The organism is Streptomyces sp. NPDC042371, from assembly GCF_056437465.1.
On the sequence record NZ_JBWKAP010000005.1, the window covers coordinates 522916 to 544255 of the forward strand.

A 21340-nucleotide genomic window follows, 5' to 3' on the forward strand; every position below is an offset into this window, starting at 1 on the left:
GCCCCGCATGATCCTCGAACCACTCGTCGCCGTCGACGGCGCCCTGCCCGGCCACCTCCTCACCGAGGTGACCGGGCTGTACGCGTCGAACCGTGAGTTCTTCGCGCTCAGCGGCGACTTCCCCGACCCCGACGACATCCGCGTCGAGCAGGTCGCCAAGGCCCTCGCGGACGAGCTCGCGCACCCGGACGCCGAGGTGCTGCTCGTGCGCTCGCGGGGACGGCTCGCGGGCGTCGCGATCACCCTCGCCCGCCACCCGGACCCCACCGACCCCGACCCCTGGATCGGGCTGCTCATGGTCGACGCGGGCCTGCACCGCACGGGCGTGGGGCGGGAGTTGACGGCACTCGTCGAGGAGCGGTTCCGTGCCGCGGGGCACGACGCCGTGCGCCTCGCCGTCCTGGAGAACAACCCCAAGGCGCTGCGCTTCTGGACCGCGCTCGGCTATCTCGTCATCGGGCACCGCGAAGACCGCGCCCTGCACCGGCCGTGCGCGGTCCTGCGCAAGGCGCTCGCCTAGGGCCCTGGCCGCGCTACGGCTTGTCCGGCTTGCCTTCCCCGTACAGCCAGTCGCCCCAGATCGCGGCGACCTTCTTGCGCGCCCCTTCGCCGCCCGCGTGCTCCTCGACGTACTCCGTGAAGTCCTCGGTGTCCGCGTTCTTGTGCCGGTACGTCTTCGTCCAGCCCTGCACGATGTCGTAGAACGTGTCGTCGCCCACGGCCTTGCGGATCTTGTGGATGATCATTCCGCCGCGTTCGTAGACGGGCGAGTCGGAGATGTGCTCGGCGCTCGTCGGCTTGGCGGGCGGGAAGGCCCAGACGGCCTCGTTGTCCTCGTCGTCCTCGAAGTAGTCGTCTTCGTAGAGCGCGTCGAAGGTCTCCTGCGCGCTGTCGCCCCCGTGGTCCTCCTCGTACAGCCACTCCGCGTACGTCGCGAAGCCCTCGTTGAGCCACATGTCCCGCCACGTCTTGGGCGTGACGGAGTTGCCGAACCACTGGTGGGCCATCTCGTGGACGACGAGACCGGTTTCGGGGGCGCCGGGGTAGGTGGGGCGGTTCTGCGTCTCCAGGGCGTACTCCGCCTCATCCTTGCGGAGGACGGTGGCGCCGGTCGAGGAGAAGGGGTACGGGCCGAAGTTGTACTCCTCCCACTCGATGATGTCCGGGATCTTCGCGAGGACCTTCTTGCTCGCCTTGGCCTCGTCCGGGGCGACCGCGTTGACGACGGGCAGCCCCGAATCCGTCGTGGAGGTCTTCATCTCGTAGTCGCCGATGGCCACGGTCGCCAGGTAGCTCGCCATCGGTTCGGCGCTGTGCCAGGCGAAGGTGGTGCGGCCGTTCTTGGTCGACTCGCGGGTCAACTCGCCGTTGGAGACGGCCTTGAGGCCCTTGGGGACGGTGACCTGTATGTCGTACGAGGCCTTGTCGCTCGGGTGGTGGTTGCCGGGGAACCAGCTCATCGAGCCGTTCGGCTCGCCGAGCGCGACCGCGCCGTCCGCCGTCTTGAGCCAGCCCTCCTTGGAGCCGTCCTCGTCCGTGATGGTCTCCGGAGTACCGGAGTAGCGGACGGTCGCGCGGAACGTTTCGCCCCGGTCGAGGTCGTCGGCCGGGCGGACCCTCAGCTCCTGGCCCGCGCGCTGGAACCGGGCGGCCTTGCCCTCGACGGTGATGCCGGAGACGTCGAGGCCCTTGAGGTCGAGGTTGAAGGAGCTGAGGTTCTTGGTGGCGCGGGCGGTGATGTCGGCGGTCCCTGTGAGGTGCCGGGCCTCGGGGTCGTAGCCGAGGGTCAGGCCGTAGTGCGCCACGTCGTAGCCGCCGTTGCCCTGCTTGGGGAAGTACGGGTCGCGCACGCCGTCCGCGCCGGGGGTGCCGTCGACGCCCGCGCCGCTGCAGGCGCTGACGGTGGCGAGCAGGGCGAGGGCGCAGGTGACGGTGGCGGCTCGGACGGCCGGGGATCGCAGTTCCACGCGGTGATCTTATGCGGCAAATGTTCGGAGCAGGGCGGTATCAGGCCCTCGTACGCGGGAGCCCGCGGCCGCGCGCGCACCGCTCAGCGCACTGCTCAGAGCACTGCTCAGAGCACCGCGATACCCAACGGCCGCTCGCCCGCGGGGAGTCGGCGTACGGACCCGTCCTCCGTGTCGACGACCGAGATCCCGTTCCAGTAGCCGTCGCGCGTGAAGCCGCCCGTGACGTACGCGGTGCGGCCGTCGGCGGACACGGCGACGTCCTCGTGCGGTCCGTCCAGCGGGATCACCCGCTCCTTGCCGTCCTTCGTCCGCACGGTCAGGGAGGGCCCCTCGTCGGCGTCCGGGTCGATGGGCCCGGTGCCGACCGCGTACAGCGTGCCGTCGTCGGTGACCGTCGCGCCGTGCTGGTGCGTGTTGGCGGTCACCTTCTCGACGTCGTACTCGCCGGTGCGCGGGTCGAGCACGACGAGCTTCTCGCCCTCGAAAGGCAGCAGGAGCTTGCCGTCCGACGGCCGTACGGCGGTGTAGTGCGGCTTCAGCCAGGAGCCGAGGCCGCCCTCGGTGCCGTAGGGGGCGACTTCGATGCGGCGCGGCTTCAACGAGTCGGCGCGTACGGCGGTCACGTCGAAGGAGTCGTGGTCGGTGGCGTAGACCTCGCGGCCGTCCTTCGACACGTCGACGTCGAAGGGCCGCCGCCCCACGGGCACGGTGTCGGTGACCTCGCGCTCGCCCGTGTCGATGATCTCCAGGACCCCGTTCCCGTCGGGCACGTTGACGCCCACGTAGACGTGCTCGCCGTCGGGCGCGAGGGCGATGCCCATGCCGCCGCCGCGGTACTCGCCCGTCGTGACGGGGCCGGTCTCCGTCTCGTACGGGATGCGGTCGACTCTCTTGCGGGCGGCGATGTCGACGACGGCGACGCCCTCGGCCGTCGCCACCCAGGCGCGGCCGTCCTCGCCGACCGTCAGCCCGTAGGGGGCCTTCCCGACCTGCACCGAGTCGATGGGGCCCTTCTCGGGGTCCACGAAGGTCACCGTGTCGGAGCCGAAGTCGGCCACCAGGAGGGTGCCTTCGGGGGTCTTCGTCGCGGCGGGGAGGGTTGCGGTGGCGCGGGCGGGCTCGGGGGCCTCCTGGGCGTATGCCTCGCCGGTGCCGCCGGTACCGCCGGTGCCGCAGCCCGCGAGGACGGCGGCGGCCAGCACGGCGGTCCCGGCGGCCAGCGCCCGCCGGGGCGCCTTCACGACGCGCTCCGCAGCAGCTCCGCCATGCGGTCGAAGCCGCGCCGCTCCGCGTGCGCGAGCGGGGTGACGCCGTCCCGGTCGGCGAGGTCCGGCGTGGCGCCCGCGGCGAGGAGCAGCTCGACGATCTCCTGGTGCGCGCGGCCGCCGTCGCCGAGGATCACGGCCTCCAGGAGGGCGGTCCAGCCGAGGTCGTTGACGTGGTCGACGTCGATGTCGGTGACGCGCAGCACTTCCCGTACGTACGCGACATGGCCGCGCTCCGATGCGGGGATCACGGAGATCCCGCCGAAGCGGTTGCGCAGCTTCAGGTCGGGCCCCGCGGGCAGCAGCACATGCAGCATGGCGACGCTGCCCGTCACGCCGGTGACCAGCCAGGGGCTGTCGGACCGGTGGTCCTGCGCGTCGACGTCGGCGCCCGCGGCGACGAGCACCCGGGCGGCCTCGACGTGGTCGCCGGTGGCGGCGAGCAGCAGCGGGCTGCGCAGCTCGGTGTCACGCGCCTCGACGCGGGCGCCCGCGTCGAGGGCTGCGGTCACTTCGGCGGCGTTCCCCGACCGGGCGGCGTCGAGCAGCCGCCGGTCGGCAGCGGTGGTGTTCATGGCGGATCTCCTCGTCGTGCGGGCCCCCGCGCGGACGGGCGCGGGGGCCGGGAACAGCCTGTGCGGCATGGGGCTCGGCGAGCGCGATTCAGCGTTCGGGATCGTCTCAGCGGTTGAGCGCCGCCACGCCCGCCTTCGCGAACTTCTCGTCCAGGTCGCCGCTCGGGGCGCCCGCGACACCGATGCCCGCGACCGGCGCGCCCTTGGCGGTGACCGGCGCGCCACCGGCGAGGAACAGGGTGCCGGGGATGTCCTTCAGGGTCGGGGCCTGCTCCAGGCGCTTGGTCAGCTCGGAGGTGGGCGCGTTCCAGGAGACGGCGGTGTACGCCTTCTTCACGGCCGACTCGGGGGACTGCGGGCCCGCGCCGTCGCCGCGGAGCTCGACGATGGTGTTGCCGTTGCGGTCGACGACGGCGACGGAGACGCGCTGGTTCTCCTTCTTCGCGGCGTCGAGGGTGGCCTGCGCGGCCTTGGTGGCGGCGGCGACGGTCAGGTGCGTCGACTGCGTGAGGTTCTTGTTGCCCGCGTCGGCGGTGACGGCGGCCTTGGTCGCGGCGTCGGGGGTACCGGCGGTGGCGGAGACGGCGCCGAAGGTACCGGCGCCGAGGACGGCGGCGGTGGCGGCGACGGTGAGGACGCGGGTGCGGCGGGAGAGCTTCTGCATCGGGGGCTCCTGGGGTGATGGTCTCGTGCGGCGTTCGAGGGGTTCTTGCCTCTGCTCTCCATCCTGTGGCCGCACCCGGGGCCCACCCCTCGACGTACCGGCTCGACGCCGCGCGCGACTCGGCCGACACCCGGGTCAACCGATCGGTTGACCCCCTCGGGGTCCAGGCGGGCCACAATGAGGGTGTTTGCCCAGTTCAGGATGGCTGTACGAGATGGCAGTACGAGAAGGAGGCGCCGCCGTGGGACAGCGCACGCCCGGCCCCGCCCCCCGCACGCCCGGTCCGGCCCCCCGCACTCCGGGCCTCGACCCCCGCACGCCCGACCCCGACGCCCGCTGGCTCGCGGCCGTCATGCACACCGCGTTCTTCCTGCTCCTGGGGTCCTCGCTGGCCCGCTTCCTGATGCGGCACCCCGGCGAGCCCCGCACCCCGTGGATCATCGCGCTCTCGGTCTCCCTCGCGCTGCTCTACGTGCTCGGGCCGACCGTGGGCGCCCGCCCCACCGCGCCGCGCCGCCTGATCTGGCTGAGCCTCGTCGTGGCCGTCTGGGTCGTGATCGTCATACTCGCGCCGAGCTTCGCGTGGTGCGCGGTGCCGCTCTTCTACACCGGGCTGCGTACGCTGCCGCCGCGCGCGGCCCTGTTCCTGGTGGCCGTCCTGACCGCGTTCGTGGTCGTCGCACAGCTGGAACTAGCGGGCGGCTTCGACCCGATACTGCTGTTCGCGCCGCCCGCCTGGGCAGCCGTCGCGGCCGCCGTCTTCCTGTACATGCAGCGCCAGGCCGCCCGCCAGCGCGAACTGATCGACGACCTCATCCGCACCCGCCGCGAACTGGCCGCCACCGAGCGCCGCGAAGGCACCCTCGCCGAACGCCAGCGCCTCTCCATGGAGATCCACGACACCCTCGCGCAGGGCCTGTCCAGCCAGCAGATGCTGCTCCAGGCCGCCGACCGCGTCTGGGACACCGACCCGGCCAAGGCCCGCACCCACGTCCGCACCGCCGAGTCGATCACCGAACTCGGCCTCACCGAGGCCCGCCGCTTCGTGCACGACCTGGCGCCCGCCGACCTCGCCGACGGCGGCGGCCTCGCCCAGGCGCTGCGGTCCCTCGCGGAGCGGGAGTCCGGCGCGGGACTCACCGTCCGGTTCCACGCGGAGGGCGGCCCGGCGCCGCTGCCCGACCGGGTCAGCTCGGCGCTCCTGCGGATCGCGCAGGGCGCGCTGGCGAACGTACGCGAACACGCGGACGCGACCACGGCGGCGCTCACCCTCACCCTCCTCGACGACCAGGTGGTCCTGGACATCGCGGACAACGGCCGCGGCTTCACCCCACCGCCCACCACGGGCCTCGCCGCGGGTGTACGCGGACACGGCCTCCCCGCGATCCGCGCCCGGGCCCACCAGCTCGGCGGCACACTGACCATCGAGTCGGCGCCCGGCGAAGGCGCGGTCCTTTCCGTATCGATCCCGACCGTATCGACCCCGCTGGAGGCACAGTGACCGACACCGCACCCGTCCGCCTGCTGGTCTGCGACGACCACGTCGTCGTGCGCGCCGGACTCCTCGCCCTGCTCGGCAGCGCACCCGGCATCGAGGTGGTCGGCGAGGCGGGCACCGGCGAGGAGGCGGTCGCCCTCGCCGCGAAACTGACGCCGGACGTGGTCCTGATGGACCTGCAGCTGGGCGAGGGCATCGACGGCGTGGAGGCCACCCGCCGCATCACGTCGGCCCCGGCCCCCACCCCCCACGTCCTGGTCCTCACCACCTACGACACGGACGCGGACATCACCCGCGCCATCGAGGCGGGCGCGACGGGCTACCTCCTCAAGGCGGAGCGCCCCGAGGAACTCTTCTCCGCGATCCAGGCCGCCTCCCAGGGCCGCACCGCGCTCTCACCCCCGGTCGCCTCCCGCGTCATGGCCCGCATGCGCGCCCCCCACCCCACCCTCACCGACCGCGAACGCGACATCCTCGGCCAGCTCTCCCAGGGCCTCGGCAACCGCGACATCGCCCGCGCCCTGTTCATCAGCGAGGCCACGGTGAAAACCCACCTGGGCCGCATCTACGACAAGCTCGGCGTGGACACCCGAGCGGGCGCGGTCTCGGTAGCAAAGGAACAACGCCTCCTGCCATGAGGCCCCGTACCGGGGTTCAAGACCCGCCGGTCGGAACGTGCCGGTTCAGAACTCGCCGGTGTCGAGTTCGAAGCCGAGAGGCTCCGGGAGGGGGACGACCTTGGAGAGCTTGAAGATCCCCTGGCGCTCGTACTCTTCGCCCGCGGGCTCCGTGTACAGCACGGCGTTTCCCGCCTCACGGTCGATGAGCAGGTAGACGGGGATACCGGCGCGGGCGTAGCCGAGGATCTTCTTGTGGCGGTCGTTGTCGCCGGTGGATCTGGAGGTGACTTCGGCCACGAGGAGGACGGACGAGGCGTCGTGGTACTTCTCCTCGTTGTCGAAGCTCCCCTTGGGAGCGAGCACCAGATCCGGCTCGACCTGACCGCTCACCGAGGCCCCCGGCACGTACAGCCCGATCCCCGTGTAGCGCCCCAGATCCTTCCGGTGGTCCCGCACCTGCCCGGTAATTTCCGACACGATCTCTTCGTGTTCCCCATTGGCCGGAGGCGTCACGTGGATCTCCCCTTCGATCAACTCCACGCGCCACCCCTTGGGGGCAACCGCGCTGAACATGACGAAGGCTTCCTCCACCGGCATGGCGGGCATCCGGTCCTCGACCAGACTCACCAGAGACCGGGGGTCGAACTCCTGGCAGGGCTCGTACTCCGGAAGTGGCAGTGCTGCCATGACGGAACCTCCTTCGCTCAGCGCGACAGTGTCAGCCTAGGGCTCATCGCTCCGACGGAACCGGAAACCGTCACTCGAACGCGCAAGCGGCATCGTTTCTGCAGGTCAGAGGCGTGACACCCACCCACCCGCCCGGACCATGACACCATCGACCCCGTGCTCGACATCGGCTACGCGCTCTCCCGCCGCTTCCCTGACCCCGCCCAGCTGGACTACAGCCGCGCGGACGTCCACACCCTGCGCCACGACCTGTTCTGCGGGGACGTGTATCTGGCGGACACCAAGGCGGACCGGGAACTGTCCACAGCCTGGGGATGGGTTCCCGTGCTGGACTTCGCGTGGGCGCTGTGCGACATCGTGGAGGCGCTCGACCAGGATCCGATGGGCAGCCGGGCGTCCCGCCCCCAGTACGCGGAGCTCGACTTCACCGAGTCGACGGACCGCATGCTGTTCGCCCGCCGCTTCGGCTGGGTGGACATCGAGGCGGACTGGATGGACCCGGACGACGCGCCGCTGACCTTCTCCCACACGGCGCTCCGCCGCGAGGCCCGGGACTTCCTCCACGACCTGGTGGCCGACCTCACCGACCTCCACGACACCCTGGCGGACAACCCCGCGATCTGGTCCCTCCTGTCCCGCTTCCCCCGCACCGACTAGAGCCCGGAGGGGGGCCTGGCTACGCCCCGGGTGCCGCCACCCGGACCCCCGCCTGCGCCGCGAACGCCGGTGCCAGCTCCATCAGCTGCGTCGGGCTGATCACCGCTCCGGCCAGCCGCTCGATCCCCCGCGCGATGTCCAGCTCCCCCGCGTCCCGCAGATCCACGTCCGTCATCCGCACCCCCGTGAGATCGGCCCCCCGCACCACACAGCCCGGGAACTCCACCCGCTCCAGCGACGCCTGCCCGAAGTCCGGCTCCACCAGCACGCACCCCTCGAACACGACGTCCCGCAGGCGCGCCTTCCGCAGGTTCAGGTAGTCGATCTTTCCGCCGCGCACCACGACCCGCTCCAGCACGCCCCCGTGCAACTGCACGCCCCCGAGCCGCGCGTCGACGACCTCCACGTCCCGCAACGACGCCTCGGCGAGGTCGGTCCCCACCCCCCGCAGCTCCGTCAGCACGGAGTCCACGAACCGCGCCCTGACCAGCCGCGTCTCGTCGACCGCGCACCCCGTCACCGCGCAGTCCATGATCAGGGCGCCGCCACCGTCCTGCCCGCCCAGGTCGAGCTCACGGAACTCCACCCCGTCGTAATCCCCGTCGGGCCGCAACTCCCCGCCCTCGAAGGGCCGGAGCGGAGGCAACCGCACCGCTGCCCGCCGCGCCGCCTCGACCACCCGCACCGGTTTCGTCCTCTGAGCCATCCCCCCATCGTGCACCCCCGCACTGACAACGCCCGCCGCCCCGATGTCACATCCGGCCCACCCCGATCCGTCCAAGAGGTGAAGCCCGAACAGGCCCAAGCATCCGCCCCGAGGGAGCCCACCTCCATGCCCACCACCAGGCCAAGCCTCAAACTCACCGTCATCGGCGGCGGCCTCGCCGGTCTCACCGCCGCCATCAGCGCCGCCGAGGCCGGCGCCCGCGTGACCCTCCGGGAGGCCCACCACACCCTCGGCGGCCGCGCCCGCACCTCCGAAGGCACGTACAAGACGAACGAGGGCCCGCACGCCCTCTACAGCGGCGGCCCCCAATGGACCTGGCTCAAGCAGCGCGACCTGATCGGCCCGCTCGCCCCGATCCCGCCCCTCGAAGGCGCCCGCCTGCGCCTGCTCCACGGTGGCGTGCTGCGCCGCACCCCGCCCCTCGCCATGCTCAAGCTGCTGCGCCGCAGGACGGAACAGGCCCCGATCGACCGCGACTTCATGGCGTGGGCCACGGAGGAGGTCGGCGAGGAGGGCGCACGCGCCGCCGCGCACTACGTCGCCGTCGCCACCTTCCACCACGACCCCGGCTCGCTGTCCGCTCGCTTCGTGCACGAGCGCCTGCGCCGCACCACCAAGCTGCCCCCTCAGGCGCACTATCCGCGCGGCGGCTGGGGCTCGGTCGTCGACCGCATGGCCGCGCTCGCCTGGAACATGGGCGTACGCACGGAGACCCTGGACCGCGTCGACGCCCTCTCCGACCTCCCCCAGGACGGCCCGGTCATCGTCGCGACGTCCCTCGACGCGGCCCGGCGGCTCCTCGGCGACGAGTCCCTGCACTGGCAGAGCGGCCGCACCACGCTCGTCGACGTGGCGTTCCGCTCCCGGCGGGGCGACCTCTTCGCCGTCTCCGACCTGGACAGGACGGGCTGGGTCGAGCGTTTCACCGCCCAGGACCGCACGCTCGCCCCCGCCGGGGAGCAGCTCGTGCAGGCGCAGGTCCCCCTCTCCCCTGACGAGACCAAGGCGGACGGCGTGGCCCACGCCGAGCACCTGCTCGACCTCGGCTACCCCGGCTGGCGCGAGCGCCTGACCTGGCACCGCGCCTCGGTCGCCAACGGCCGTACGGGCGCGGTGGACCGCCCCGGCACGACCTGGCGGGACCGCCCCGCGATCGACCGCGGCGACGGCGTCTACCTGGTGGGCGACCAGGTGGCGGCCCCGGGGCTGCTGTCCGAGGTGTCGTTCAACAGCGCGGTGGAGGCGGTGTCGCTGGCGCTGACGAGGTCGACGCTCGGCCTCAGGACGAGGTGAGGCTGCTCCTGACCTCAAGAGACCTGCTCAGGCCCGCTCTTGACCTCAAGTGCGCTTCAGGTTGAAGGGTGGGGGGCATATCGGAACACCACCAAGGAGCCCCCATGCAGGCCACGCAAGCCATGCAAGCCACGCGGACCATGCGCGCCATCCGCCTCCACGCCTTCGGCCCCGCCGAGAACCTCGTCCTGGAGGAGATCGCGACCCCCGACCCGGCAAGGGGCCAGGTCCGCATCACCGTGTCGGCGGCGGGCGTGCACCTCCTGGACACCTCGATCCGCGAGGGCATACAGGGCCCCCTGCCCGAACTCCCCGCCCTGCCCACCGTCCCCGGCCGGGAGGTCGCGGGCATCGTCGACGCACTCGGCGAGGGCGTCCCCGCGCACTGGCTGGGCAAGCGCGTCGTCACCCACATCGGCTTCGCCCCCGGTGGCTACGCCGAGCGCGTCGTCACCGAGGCGTCCCGTCTGCACGAGGTGCCCCAGGGGCTGGACTCCGCGGAGGCGGTCGCCCTGATCGGCACGGGGCGTACGGCGATGGGAATCCTGCAGTTCACGAAGTTGACGGCCGACTCCGTGGCCGTCGTCCCCGCCGCCGCGGGCGGCATCGGCACGCTCCTCACGAAGTACGCCAAGCACCGCGGCGCCACCGTGATCGGCCTGGCGGGCGGCCCGGAGAAGACGGACCGCGTCCGTGCGAACGGCGCCGACCTGGCCGTGGACTACACCGACCCGAAGTGGCCCGAGGAGGTCCGCACGTACCTCACGGAGCAGCTCGAAGGACGCGCGGCCACCGTCGTCTTCGACGGCGTGGGCGGCGAGGCGGGCCTTGCCGCGGTGGACCTGCTCGGCCCCGGCGGCACCCACGTCGTCTTCGGCTGGTCCGGCAAGGGGCCGGGGGCCGACGACGGCGGGGCGGAGCTGAGGTTCACCGAGGAGGAGCTGGCCGAGCGCGGCATCACGCAGCTCAACGTTCTCGGCCCGGCGATGATGCGGAAGGCGGGCGGCGGCAACCCGGTCCGCACCCTGGAGCTGGCCTCCCTCACCGCCGCGTCGCTGGGCCACTTCACCCCGGCCGTGCAGCGCTTCCCCCTCGCGGAGGCGGCCGCGGCACACCGCGCCCTGGAATCCCGCGCCACGATGGGCAAGGTCGTCCTGATCCCCTGATCCCCTGATCCCCTGATCCCCTGAGGGCCGCAGGACAGTGAGAAGGCCAGGACCGGGCGCCGCCCCGAAATCCGGATGCCCGCACGGCATCCGGGAACTACCGTCCGTTATATGGGTATGGAATCCGTCCAATCCGTCCAGTTCCGCGACATCCCCGAGGCGGGGATCGACCGCGCGCTCTCCCTCTCCTACCTCGTCTTCCACGAGAACCCGGAGGACGAGAAGCGCAAGCACCACCACGACCTGCTGCGCGGCTGCACCCGCATCGGTGCGTACGAAAACGGCGAACTCGTCGGCCTCGTCGCGGCGTTCCCCTTCACCGTCTCCGTGCCCGGCGGCGAACTGCCCTGCCCCTGCCTGACGTTCGTGTCCGTGGCCCCGACGCACCGGCGCCGCGGCGTGCTCTCCGGCATGCTCGCGGAGCTCTTCGCGCGCACGGCGGCGGACGGCGCCCCGATCGCGTCCCTGTGGGCCTCGGAGGACGCGATCTACGGCAGGTTCGGCTTCGGCCCCGCCACCCACGGCCACACCGTGGAGATCGACTCCCGGCGCCCGCTCGCCCTGCGCATCACCCCGGACGACCGCCCGCTCCGCCTGGTCGACCCGTCCGAGGCGCCCGACCTGCTCGGGGGGTATTACGACCGCACGCGCGCCGAGCGCGCGGGCCGCATCGCCCGCCCCGAGTCCTGGTGGCGCGAGGAGTGGCTGGTGGAGGAGGACGAGGAGGACGACGAGCTGTCGCCGCCCCGCGTGGTCGTCGTCGGCGACCCCGGTGGCCCGGTCGCCGGTTATGCGATCTACCGCACCAGGACCCGTGACGACGCCCCCGGCCTGGTCCGGCTCGACGAGCTGGAGGCGGACACGCCCGCCGTCGCGGCCGCGCTCTGGCGCTATCTCGCGTCGATCGACCTGACGGGCCTGATCCGCGCCTGGGGACGCCCTGTGGACGACCCGCTGCACCTGTTCGCCGCCGACCGCGACCAGGTGCGCGTCACGGGCCAGTTCCCGGCGCTGTGGGTCCGCCTCGTCGACGTGCGCGGGGCGTTGGAGGCTCGCTCCTGGGCCGCCCCGGTGGACGTCGTCCTGGACGTGCGCGACGACCGCCTCCCGGCCAACGAGGGCCGCCACCGCCTGACGGCGTCCCCCGAGGGGTGTACGTACGAGAGGACGGAGGACCCCGCGGACCTCACCCTCGACGTGCGCGACCTGGCGGCCTGCTATCTGGGCGGCACGAAGACCGACGCCCTGATCCGGGCGGGCCTGGCCACGGAGCACACGGCGGGCACGGCGGCGGCACTGGACGCGGCACTGCACACGCCGCTGCTGCCGCACACCGTGGACGAGTTCTAGGACCCCGTCCCCGTTCCAGGGCCCCCTACGCTCCGAGCCGCGCGAGCGCGTCGTCGGTCAGCCGGTACACGGTCCACTCGTCCTGGGGCAGCGCCCCCAGCGACCGGTAGAAGTTGATCGACGGCTCGTTCCAGTCGAGGACGGACCATTCGAGGCGCTCGTAGCCGTGCCGCACGCAGATCCGCGCGAGCTCGGTGAGGAGCGCCTTGCCGTGCCCGCCGCCGCGCGCCTCGGGGCGTACGTACAGGTCCTCCAGGTAGATCCCGTGCGCACCGCGCCACGTCGAGAAGTTGAGGAACCACAGCGCGAAGCCGACCACCTCGCCGGACGCGTCGTCCTCAGCGATGTGGGCGAAGGCGGCGGGGCGCTCCCCGAAGAGCGCCTCGCGCAGCTGCTCCTCGGTGGCCTTCGCCTCGTCGGGCACCTTCTCGTACGCGGCGAGGTCACGGACCAGGGTGTGGATGACGGGGACGTCGGCAGGCGTGGCGGTACGAATCATGAGGGCAGCAAGCCATGCGTACCGCGCGCAGTCAACGGCGTCTCACCGGCCGAGCAGCCGCCGCGCGATCTCCATGTCGTCGGGCTCCAGCGGCCGCCCGTCCTCGACCTCCCACAGCGCGTTCTGCAGGACCCGGCCGAGCGTCCAGGCGCGCGCCCGCTCACGGTCGAGGCCGAGTACCTCCGTCATCGCGTCGAACCGCCACAGCACGTCCTCCGCGTCGAACTTGTTGTCGATGGCGGGCCACAGGTCGAAGCCGGGGTCCCCCGCGAGCGGTTTCGGGTCGATGGCGAGCCACGGCTCGCGGTCGCTGGCCAGCACGTTCTCGAAGTGCAGGTCCCAGTGCAGCATCCGGTCGCCGGGCTCCCCCATGACCTCGCGCACCGCGCCCCCGCACCGCTCGACGATCGCCCGCTCGGCCGGGTCGGCGATCGCCTTCAGCGCCCCCGGCAGGTCGTCGACCATCTCGGCCGCGATGTCGCCGAGCCCGCGCATGCCTTCGGGCGCGGGCGTCGCGGTGAGCCGGGCGAGGAGTTCGGCGAGGACGAGGACGGCCTTGCGGGTGTCGGCCATCGTCGACAGCATCCGCGTGGAGTCGAGGCGTTCGAGCAGCATCGTGCCCGTGTCGGCGTCGTGGTCGAGGAGGCGCACGGCCCCGTCGCCGTCCCACACGCGCAGCGCGACCGGCTCGCCCTCGGTCTCCTCGTCCAGGAGCTGGAACTTGACGGCGGCGGGCGTGCCGTCGGCACGCCGCACGGGCAGCACGAGCGCCGCCATGCCGTGCATCGGATCGCCGTCGAGGGTCAGGTCCCACCGGTCGACGAACTCCCGTACGCGCGCGGGGAGCGCGGCGATGAAGGCGCGCCCCGGCTCTCCCGCGTACAGGTGCTGCGACTCGACCAGCTCGTCCGGAATGCGAATGTCGATCACACCGGGGACGTTACCGGCGCGACCACACCACCGCACGGGGATTTTCCGGGCCTTGCGGGCGACGAACCGGGAGACGCACCGGGAGGCGCACCGGTACGCCTCCCGGCCCCTCGGGTCAGGAAATCCCGGCCGCCTTCAGCTCCTTGACGAACGCCGCCTGCTCGTACAGAGCGCCGTCCTCGGACTTCTTGCCGTCGATGAAGACGGTCGGCGTGCCCTTGATGCCGTCGGCGCTGAAGGACTCCATCGCCTGGCCGACCCACTTCTTGTACGTCCCGTTGGTGACCGCCTTGTCGAAGGCGCCGCCGCGCAGCCCCTCGACCTTGTCGGCGATCTTCAGCAGGAACGCCGGGGTGTAGGCGTCGTCCGACTCCTCCTCCGCCTGGTTGGCGAAGACGGCGGCGTGGAACTGCGGGAACTTGCCCGCCTCCACGGAGGCCCGCAGCGCGTTCGCCGCGTTCACCGAGCCGCTGCCGCCGAGATTGCCGTCGAGGAACGAGGCGATCGTGTACTCGACCTTGACCTTGCCGTCGGCCACCGGCTTGACCAGCGCCTGCGCCCCGCCGTCCTCGAACTTCTTGCAGAACGGGCAGCGCGGGTCCTCGTAGACCTTGACCGTATGCTTGGCCTTCGGGTCACCGACGGTGATCTCGCCGCCCTTCACCGAGGCGGGCACGTCCGCGAGCTGCGCACCGGCCGCCGGGGGCGCCTTCGCCTCGGGGGCATCGGACTTGGGGTCGTCGGCCTCGGGGGCGTCGGACTCGGGGGACTTCGCCTCGGACGAAGACGCGGGCTTCTCGCTGACGTTGCCGCCCTTGCCGTTGTCGTCGTCGGGACCACAGGCGGACGCGGCCACCCCGATCAGCGCCGCCGCTGCCACCGCGGTGGCGACGCGTCCGGCCTTGCGTCCGGCCTTGTGTACGGCCATGAGTTGAGCCCTCCAGGATTTCGACACGTACCGCTCAAAGTATCGGAATCTACCCCGCGCCCCGACCGCCGAACGACCCGCCCCTCGGGACTTACGGCCCTGCGCACGACCCTTGGGCCCCGACCCCTGCCCACGGCCCCCACCTGCGCAGTAACGTCCGCCCATGAGCAGCGCGAGCAACACGCACCACGGGCCCGGCACGGTCAACGGCGGCATATCGTTCTGGTACGCGGACGAAGGGCTGCCCACCGCCCGCGAGCCCCTCACCTCCGACGCGACCGCGGACGTCTGCATCGTCGGCGGCGGCTACACCGGCCTGTGGACCGCGTACTACCTGAAGAAGGCCGCCCCCTTCCTCCGCGTCACCGTCCTGGAGCAGAAGTTCTGCGGATACGGCGCCTCCGGCCGCAACGGCGGCTGGCTCTACAACGGCATCGCGGGCCGCGACCGCTACGCGAAACTGCACGGCCACGAAGCGGCGGTCCGCCTCCAGCGGGCGATGAACGACACCGTCGACGAAGTGATCCGCGCCGCGGCCGAGGAGTCCATCGACGCGGACATCCACCACGGCGGCGTACTCGAAGTGGCCAACACCCCGGCCCAGTTGGCCCGCCTCAAGGCGTTCCACGAGGCGGAACTCGCGTACGGCGAGAAGGACCGCACCCTGCACGGCGCCCGCGAGACGGCCGAGCGGGTGCGCGTGGCCGGAGCCGTCGGCTCGACGTGGACCCCGCACGGCGCCCGTCTGCACCCGGTCAAACTGGTCCAGGGCCTGGCCGCCACCGTGGAGGCCCTCGGCGTCACCATCCACGAGTCGACGCCGGTCACGGAGATCAAGCCGAAGCACGCGATCACCCCGTACGGGACCGTGCGCGCCCCCTACGTCCTGCGCTGCACCGAGGGCTTCACGGCAGCCCTGAAGGGCCAGCGCCGCACCTGGCTCCCCATGAACTCCTCGATGATCGCCACCGATCCGCTCACCGACGAGCAGTGGGAGTCCATCGGCTGGGAGGGCCGCGAGACGCTCGGCGACATGGCGCACGCGTACATGTACGCCCAGCGCACCGCCGACGGCCGCATCGCGCTCGGCGGCCGCGGCGTCCCGTACCGCTACGGCTCGAAGACGGACAACGACGGCCGCACCCAGCCCGCCACGATCGACGCGCTGCGGGCCGTCCTCGTCCGCTTCTTCCCGCAGCTCGCGGGCGTCGGCATCGCCCACGCCTGGTCCGGTGTCCTCGGCGTCCCGCGCGACTGGTGCGCCACGGTCACCCTGGACCGCGCCACGGGCCTCGGCTGGGCAGGCGGCTACGTCGGCTCGGGCGTCGCCACCACCAACCTCGCCGCCCGCACCCTGCGCGACCTGGTCCAGCAGGACTCGGGCCAGGCCGGTCCCACGGACCTCACGACGCTGCCCTGGGTCAACCACAAGGTCCGCCGCTGGGAGCCGGAGCCGTTCCGCTGGCTCGGCGTCCACGCGATGTACGCCACGTACAACGCGGCCGACCACCGCGAACTGACCACCCACACGGCGAACTCGTCCCGCCTTGCCCAGTGGGCGGACAAGGTGGCGGGACGCCACTGACGCGAAAGCAGCAGCCCCTCCGGGACTGGGTGTCACACCCTTGTGCCACGATCACCCGATCATCCACACAGCCTGGGGGGGCTCCATGCCTGAACCACGTCCTTCTGCGAGACCCGCGAGACGCGCGAGACCCGCGGCATCCGCAAGACCGGCGAGACGCGCGAGACCCGCGAGACCCGCGGCATCCGCCGCGCTCTTCCTCGCCCTGGCCGCACTCCTCGCCCTGCTCGTACCGTCCGCCCTGCCCGCGACGGCCGCCCACGCCGCCGGGCCGGAGTGCGCGCCGCTGGCCCTCGCGCCGTTCGGCGATCCGGGCACGGCGGTCGGCAAGGCCACCGTCGCGCCCGACGCGACGACTTGCTACACCTTCACCACCGCCGAGGCCGGTCTCCACCTGGTCTCCTTCGACGACTCCAGCAACGAGGCGGGCGTCGAGGTCCACCAGGGCGACGCCGAAGTCGACTGTTACGACACCGAGTACCGGGTCGACGGCTGGTGCAAGCTCGCCGCGGCGACCACCTACACCCTGAAGGTCGTCAACAGCGGCTGGGAGGACGCCGAGACCGCGGTCACCGTCGTCCCGCTCGGCAGCGACCGCGGCTGCGCCCCGAAGACCGGCAGCAACTGGGACCAGCCGACGCCGACGCGTACGTCCACGAGCCCCGTCGAGATCGACTGCCAGCCCTTCGAGGCCGAGCCCGGCGACCGCATCCGGCTTACCCGCGGCACCAAGGCCTACGGCGAGTCGATCTCCTGGATCACCGACGCCACCGGCGCCCGGATCTGCACCCGCTTCCCCGAGGACGACGAGGACAGCTGCGTCCTGCCCGGCAAGGGCCCCTACCGCGCCCTGTCCCGCGTCACGTACGCGGAGCGGGGCTTCCCCGCCGAGTACGCGGTCACGGCACGCCGTCTGAACGACCCGCAGGGCTGCCCGTCCTCCCCGATCCGGCCCTACGGCCCGCTGACCGCACAGGACTTGACGACGATTCCCTGCTTCACGGTCGCCGCGGAGAAGGCGGGCACGTACCGCATCGACTCCCTCGACAAGGACGGCGCCACCGGCTCGGCCCGCGTGCACGACCGCTCCGGCAAGACCGTCTGCCGCAACACCGAGCAGCCCTGCCGACTGCCCTCCGCGGGCACGTACACCGCCTACCTCGACGGCTCGTACCCCTTCCACGACACCCCGCGCGGCCTGATCGTCCTCGACCGGGCCGCCGACCGCGGCTGTCTGAAGAGCGACCTCGGCACCCACAAGGGCGAGCTCAGCACGGCGGGACAGTACGACTGCCTGAACCTCCCCGCGCCCAAGGACGCCCGGATCGCGGCGCTCACCCCGCTGAACGCCTCCGGCGTCGACGCCGACGTGGAGGTCCTCGACAGCGAAGGCACCGCGCAGTGCGAGGCGGAGCAGCTGGCCGCGGGCGACTGCGCGCTCACCGGCCCCGCGCCCTACCGCGCCCTCGTCCACGCCGACGGCAGCCCCCGCACCGGCCCGTACACGGTCGCCGTGCACCGCACGGACGCCGCGAACGACTGCCCCGTCCTGCCCGCGGGCAGCTTCGCAGCCGACGGCGCCAAGGCCTCCTTCGCCACCGGCGACGGCGTCTTCTCGCGCTGCCTGACCATCCCGGCGGACGCCCACACGGCGGCCGAGGCGCTGCAGCTGGTCGCCACCTCTGGTGACGTGCCCGCCAAGTTCTCCGTGCTCGACTCCACCGGCAAGCGCGTCTGCGACCGCTACGCCACCACCAACGGCTGGACGCTCTGCGCCCTGACCCCCGGCAAGGCCCACACCGTCCTGATCACGGGCCGCGACCAGGCCGCCGAGTACACCCTGACGCGGCGCGACGTCACGTCGACGGCGTCGTCCGCGGGCTGCGCGAAGGTAGCGGCGGGCAAGGTGGGCGGCCCGTCGACGAAGGGCACGTACGACTCCCCCGGCTCCCTGCGCTGCCACCAGGTCACCACGCCCGCCGCCACCGACGTCGTGCACCTCAACGTGCGGGACGCGCTGGCCACCGCCGACATGTACGTCCTGGACGGCAACGGCAAGAGCGAGTGCGAACTCCGCGCCCAGGCCTGCGCCGCCACCGGCAGCACCACCCACCAGGTCCTCGTGCAGACGCCGTCGAACCGCGAGGCGGCGCCCCAGTACCGCCTCGACGCCCTGCGCATCGCCACGGCGGACGGCCCCGCGGTCGAGTGCGCCAAGGTCCCGTCGGTCGCCTTCGGCTACGGCCCGGTCACCGGCACCCTCGACGAGACGCACACGGCCACCTGCGCCACCCTGCCCACCGCCCTCGACGACCGGTTCGAAGCCGAGATCACCGACACCACCGGAGCCGCCGAGGAAGCGGTCCCCGCGCTCTACAACAGCTCCTGGAAGAACGGCTGCTCCCGGGCCGTGCCGATGGACTACCTCTGCAACGTGAACGACCCGGAGGCGGCCCCCAAGACCCCCTCCGTGCTCGTCCTCGGCCTCCCGGACAAGGCCTCCGCCACGTCCTACAGCGCCACCCTGAAGTGCCGTTCCGGCCCCTGCGGCGACGAGACGACCACCGTCACCGGCTTGACACCCACGACGGCGCCCGGCGGCACCAAGCCCACGCTCACGGCGACGGGCACGGCCCTCCCCGCGAACGCCACGGTCCGGCTGTACCAGGCGGGCAGGACCCTCACGGCGAAGACGGACTCGGTGTCGGCCGACAACCGCACCCTCAAGGCCACGCTCGACCTGACGGACGTCCCCGCGGGCACCTGGCACGTCAGCGTCATCGCGGGCGGCTGGGAGTTCTCGCAGGGCACCTTCACCGTCACCGCCCCGCTGCTGAGCAACACCACCGCCCCCGAGGCAAAGGGCACGGCGGCCGTAGGCGCCAAGCTCACCGCGACAACCGGGAGTTGGTCGCCAACGCCCTCCTCGTACACCTACCAGTGGAAGGCGAACGGCGAGACGATCACCGGCGCCACCGCCTCGACGTACAAGATCCCGGCAGCACACCTGAACAAGAAGCTGACCGTCACCGTCACAGCCCACAAACCGGGCCACCGCGACGCGTCCGCGAGCTCCGCCCCGGTGACGGTGGCCAAGGGCACAGCCCCCAAGGCAACAACCAAACCCACGATCACCGGCACCACCAAGGTCGGCAAGACCCTCAAATCCACCAAGGGCACCTGGTCGCCCACCCCGACCTCGTACTCCTACCAGTGGTACGCCAACGGAACGAAGATCACCGGCGCAACCAAGTCGTCCCTCCCCCTGAAATCCGCCCACCGCGGCAAAAAGATCACGCTCAAGCTGACAACCCACCGCACGGGCCACCACGACGGAACATCAACAACAAAGCCCACCCCAAAGATCACCTGACCCCCGGCAAAACCACAAAGGCCCAGGCCACCACCAAGGTGACCTGGGCCTTCGCCTACCGGAGCCCCCTGTCGGATTCGAACCGACGACCTACGCATTACAAGTGCGTTGCTCTGGCCATCTGAGCTAAGGAGGCAAACGCCCCGCGAGCGCCGGACGTGCCCGAGCAGTGTAACCAACACCGCCCGTACCCCCATCGAAAATTTCCTCGAAGGTCACAGCACTCCGACTACTGACAGACCGCTGACCCCCGGGGTACGGTCACGAGCAGTTCACTCAGGTGGACTACACCACTCCCTCTACTCGGATCGTCCGGCACGTTCCTGCCGGTGAAGGGGGCCCTCACCATGGCCACTGTTTCGTTCGACAAGGCGACCCGCATCTACCCGGGTGGCGACAAGCCCGCCGTGGACGGTCTCGACATCGAGATCGAGGACGGCGAGTTCCTCGTACTCGTCGGCCCGTCCGGCTGCGGCAAGTCCACCTCGCTCCGCATGCTCGCGGGGCTTGAGGACGTGAACGCCGGCGCCATCCGCATCGGTGACCGCGACGTCACGCACCTGCCGCCGAAGGACCGGGACATCGCCATGGTGTTCCAGAACTACGCGCTCTACCCGCACATGACCGTCGCCGACAACATGGGCTTCGCGCTCAAGATCGCCGGGGTCAACAAGGCCGAGATCCGCCAGAAGGTCGAAGACGCGGCGAAGATCCTGGACCTCACCGAGTACCTGGGCCGCAAGCCCAAGGCGCTCTCCGGTGGTCAGCGCCAGCGTGTGGCGATGGGCCGCGCGATCGTCCGTGAGCCGCAGGTCTTCCTCATGGACGAGCCGCTGTCGAACCTCGACGCCAAGCTGCGCGTGTCCACGCGTACGCAGATCGCGAGCCTCCAGCGCCGCCTCGGCATCACCACCGTGTACGTCACCCACGACCAGGTCGAGGCCATGACCATGGGCGACCGCGTGGCCGTCCTCAAGGACGGGCTCCTCCAGCAGGTGGACTCGCCGCGCAACATGTACGACCGCCCGGCGAACCTCTTCGTCGCGGGCTTCATCGGCTCCCCCGCCATGAACCTCGTCGAGGTCCCGATCACCGACGGCGGCGTGAAGTTCGGCAACTCGGTCGTGCCGGTGAACCGCGAGGCGCTGACCGCCGCCGCCGACCGCGGCGACCGCACGGTCACCGTCGGCGTCCGCCCGGAGCACTTCGACGTCGTCGAGCAGGACGGCGCCGCCGCGAAGAGCCTCTCCAAGGAGACCGAGGACGCCCCGGCGGGCCTCGCCGTCTCCGTGAACGTCGTCGAGGAGCTCGGCGCCGACGGCTACGTCTACGGCACCGCCGAGGTCAACGGCGAGCCGAAGGACCTCGTCGTCCGAGTCAACGGCCGCCAGGTCCCGGCCAAGGGCGCGCAGCTGCACGTCGTGCCCCGTCCGGGTGAGACCCACGTGTTCTCCACCTCTACGGGTGAGCGCCTCAGCGACTGACGTCCGCTGAACGCGGCCCATGACGCCGCCAAGTCTCCGAAGGGCCCCGCACCCTGGCTGGTGCGGGGC

General features: G+C 71.9%; 19 protein-coding genes and 1 tRNA gene. 10 read left to right on the plus strand and 10 right to left on the minus strand.

What is annotated here, in order from left to right; all coding sequences use genetic code 11:
- The first annotated feature begins 7 nt into the window (after positions 1–7).
- Positions 8–520 carry a GNAT family N-acetyltransferase gene (locus tag AC068B_RS18415; RefSeq protein WP_356266684.1) on the plus strand — a complete coding sequence of 171 codons (513 nt, stop codon included), beginning with the start codon at positions 8–10 and terminating at the stop codon, positions 518–520.
- Positions 521–533: 13 nt separating this feature from the next.
- On the opposite strand, the gene AC068B_RS18420 is transcribed toward AC068B_RS18415, so the two are convergent.
- The 4 genes from AC068B_RS18420 to AC068B_RS18435 all read right to left on the minus strand — a co-directional run bounded on the left by AC068B_RS18420 (position 534) and on the right by AC068B_RS18435 (position 4474).
- Positions 534–1967, minus strand: a complete 1434-nt coding sequence (locus AC068B_RS18420) for a M1 family metallopeptidase (protein WP_478672588.1) — start codon at positions 1965–1967, stop codon at positions 534–536.
- A 107-nt stretch (positions 1968–2074) separates the two neighbouring features.
- On the minus strand, positions 2075–3211 hold the full coding sequence (locus AC068B_RS18425; protein ID WP_478672590.1) for a YncE family protein: 1137 nt from the start codon (positions 3209–3211) through the stop codon (positions 2075–2077).
- Entirely contained in the window at positions 3208–3810 is a 603-nt protein-coding gene (locus AC068B_RS18430) for an ankyrin repeat domain-containing protein (protein WP_478672591.1), read from the minus strand. The genes AC068B_RS18425 and AC068B_RS18430 overlap by 4 nt, the downstream gene beginning before the upstream one ends.
- Before the next feature lie 106 nt (positions 3811–3916).
- A complete protein-coding gene (locus AC068B_RS18435) occupies positions 3917–4474 on the minus strand; it encodes a GlcG/HbpS family heme-binding protein (protein ID WP_478672592.1) in 558 nt (185 codons plus the stop codon).
- A 214-nt stretch (positions 4475–4688) separates the two neighbouring features.
- On the opposite strand from AC068B_RS18435, the gene AC068B_RS18440 reads away from it, so the two are divergent.
- Entirely contained in the window at positions 4689–5975 is a 1287-nt protein-coding gene (locus tag AC068B_RS18440) for a sensor histidine kinase (protein ID WP_478672594.1), read from the plus strand.
- Entirely contained in the window at positions 5972–6610 is a 639-nt protein-coding gene (locus AC068B_RS18445) for a response regulator (protein ID WP_478672595.1), read from the plus strand. The genes AC068B_RS18440 and AC068B_RS18445 overlap by 4 nt, the downstream gene beginning before the upstream one ends.
- Before the next feature lie 45 nt (positions 6611–6655).
- Here AC068B_RS18445 and AC068B_RS18450 read toward each other — a convergent pair whose 3' ends face one another.
- Positions 6656–7279 carry a Uma2 family endonuclease gene (locus AC068B_RS18450; protein ID WP_478672596.1) on the minus strand — a complete coding sequence of 208 codons (624 nt, stop codon included), beginning with the start codon at positions 7277–7279 and terminating at the stop codon, positions 6656–6658.
- Between the two features lie 156 nt (positions 7280–7435).
- On the opposite strand from AC068B_RS18450, the gene AC068B_RS18455 reads away from it, so the two are divergent.
- Positions 7436–7936, plus strand: coding sequence for a hypothetical protein (locus tag AC068B_RS18455; RefSeq protein WP_478672597.1), 501 nt, complete (start codon positions 7436–7438; stop codon positions 7934–7936).
- Between the two features lie 19 nt (positions 7937–7955).
- Here AC068B_RS18455 and AC068B_RS18460 read toward each other — a convergent pair whose 3' ends face one another.
- Positions 7956–8642, minus strand: a complete 687-nt coding sequence (locus AC068B_RS18460; RefSeq protein ID WP_478672599.1) for a pentapeptide repeat-containing protein — start codon at positions 8640–8642, stop codon at positions 7956–7958.
- Between the two features lie 126 nt (positions 8643–8768).
- Here AC068B_RS18460 and AC068B_RS18465 point away from each other — a divergent pair, with 126 nt between their 5' ends.
- From AC068B_RS18465 to AC068B_RS18475, 3 genes are all read left to right on the plus strand, one after another.
- The gene (locus AC068B_RS18465; protein ID WP_478672601.1) at positions 8769–9956 is read left to right on the plus strand and encodes an NAD(P)-binding protein; all 1188 of its coding nucleotides are present in this window, start codon (positions 8769–8771) and stop codon (positions 9954–9956) included.
- Between the two features lie 140 nt (positions 9957–10096).
- Positions 10097–11122 (plus strand): zinc-binding dehydrogenase, encoded by a 1026-nt coding sequence (locus AC068B_RS18470; RefSeq protein WP_478672737.1) that lies wholly within the window; start codon positions 10097–10099, stop codon positions 11120–11122.
- Between the two features lie 111 nt (positions 11123–11233).
- Positions 11234–12472: a GNAT family N-acetyltransferase gene (locus tag AC068B_RS18475; RefSeq protein WP_478672603.1), complete on the plus strand. Its 1239-nt coding sequence runs from the start codon at positions 11234–11236 to the stop codon at positions 12470–12472.
- Between the two features lie 25 nt (positions 12473–12497).
- On the opposite strand, the gene AC068B_RS18480 is transcribed toward AC068B_RS18475, so the two are convergent.
- From AC068B_RS18480 to AC068B_RS18490, 3 genes are all read right to left on the minus strand, one after another.
- Positions 12498–12971 carry an N-acetyltransferase family protein gene (locus AC068B_RS18480; protein ID WP_478672604.1) on the minus strand — a complete coding sequence of 158 codons (474 nt, stop codon included), beginning with the start codon at positions 12969–12971 and terminating at the stop codon, positions 12498–12500.
- A gap of 42 nt (positions 12972–13013) precedes the next feature.
- The gene (locus AC068B_RS18485; protein ID WP_478672605.1) at positions 13014–13901 is read right to left on the minus strand and encodes an aminoglycoside phosphotransferase family protein; all 888 of its coding nucleotides are present in this window, start codon (positions 13899–13901) and stop codon (positions 13014–13016) included.
- A gap of 115 nt (positions 13902–14016) precedes the next feature.
- A complete protein-coding gene (locus AC068B_RS18490) occupies positions 14017–14829 on the minus strand; it encodes a DsbA family protein (RefSeq protein ID WP_478672607.1) in 813 nt (270 codons plus the stop codon).
- A 163-nt stretch (positions 14830–14992) separates the two neighbouring features.
- On the opposite strand from AC068B_RS18490, the gene AC068B_RS18495 reads away from it, so the two are divergent.
- Together AC068B_RS18495 and AC068B_RS18500 are read left to right on the plus strand one after the other, a co-directional pair.
- Positions 14993–16414, plus strand: coding sequence for an NAD(P)/FAD-dependent oxidoreductase (locus AC068B_RS18495; RefSeq protein ID WP_356266707.1), 1422 nt, complete (start codon positions 14993–14995; stop codon positions 16412–16414).
- Positions 16415–16499: 85 nt separating this feature from the next.
- Positions 16500–19787 (plus strand): Tat pathway signal protein, encoded by a 3288-nt coding sequence (locus tag AC068B_RS18500; RefSeq protein WP_478672609.1) that lies wholly within the window; start codon positions 16500–16502, stop codon positions 19785–19787.
- A 62-nt stretch (positions 19788–19849) separates the two neighbouring features.
- On the opposite strand, the gene AC068B_RS18505 is transcribed toward AC068B_RS18500, so the two are convergent.
- Positions 19850–19923: transfer RNA gene (locus tag AC068B_RS18505), tRNA-Thr, on the minus strand.
- Positions 19924–20134: 211 nt separating this feature from the next.
- Between AC068B_RS18505 and AC068B_RS18510 the strand changes: the two genes are divergently transcribed.
- Positions 20135–21271 carry an ABC transporter ATP-binding protein gene (locus AC068B_RS18510; protein ID WP_478672611.1) on the plus strand — a complete coding sequence of 379 codons (1137 nt, stop codon included), beginning with the start codon at positions 20135–20137 and terminating at the stop codon, positions 21269–21271.
- Positions 21272–21340: the final 69 nt, after the last annotated feature.

Coding starts and splice junctions, on each gene's coding strand:
- AC068B_RS18415 (WP_356266684.1), top strand. CDS start 8: ATGATCCTCGAACCACTCGTCGCCGTCGACGGCGCCCTGCCCGGCCAC.
- AC068B_RS18430 (WP_478672591.1), bottom strand. CDS start 3,810: ATGAACACCACCGCTGCCGACCGGCGGCTGCTCGACGCCGCCCGGTCG.
- AC068B_RS18435 (WP_478672592.1), bottom strand. CDS start 4,474: ATGCAGAAGCTCTCCCGCCGCACCCGCGTCCTCACCGTCGCCGCCACC.
- AC068B_RS18440 (WP_478672594.1), top strand. CDS start 4,689: ATGGCAGTACGAGAAGGAGGCGCCGCCGTGGGACAGCGCACGCCCGGC.
- AC068B_RS18450 (WP_478672596.1), bottom strand. CDS start 7,279: ATGGCAGCACTGCCACTTCCGGAGTACGAGCCCTGCCAGGAGTTCGAC.
- AC068B_RS18460 (WP_478672599.1), bottom strand. CDS start 8,642: ATGGCTCAGAGGACGAAACCGGTGCGGGTGGTCGAGGCGGCGCGGCGG.
- AC068B_RS18465 (WP_478672601.1), top strand. CDS start 8,769: ATGCCCACCACCAGGCCAAGCCTCAAACTCACCGTCATCGGCGGCGGC.
- AC068B_RS18470 (WP_478672737.1), top strand. CDS start 10,097: ATGCGCGCCATCCGCCTCCACGCCTTCGGCCCCGCCGAGAACCTCGTC.
- AC068B_RS18475 (WP_478672603.1), top strand. CDS start 11,234: ATGGGTATGGAATCCGTCCAATCCGTCCAGTTCCGCGACATCCCCGAG.
- AC068B_RS18480 (WP_478672604.1), bottom strand. CDS start 12,971: ATGATTCGTACCGCCACGCCTGCCGACGTCCCCGTCATCCACACCCTG.
- AC068B_RS18490 (WP_478672607.1), bottom strand. CDS start 14,829: ATGGCCGTACACAAGGCCGGACGCAAGGCCGGACGCGTCGCCACCGCG.
- AC068B_RS18495 (WP_356266707.1), top strand. CDS start 14,993: ATGAGCAGCGCGAGCAACACGCACCACGGGCCCGGCACGGTCAACGGC.
- AC068B_RS18500 (WP_478672609.1), top strand. CDS start 16,500: ATGCCTGAACCACGTCCTTCTGCGAGACCCGCGAGACGCGCGAGACCC.
- AC068B_RS18510 (WP_478672611.1), top strand. CDS start 20,135: ATGGCCACTGTTTCGTTCGACAAGGCGACCCGCATCTACCCGGGTGGC.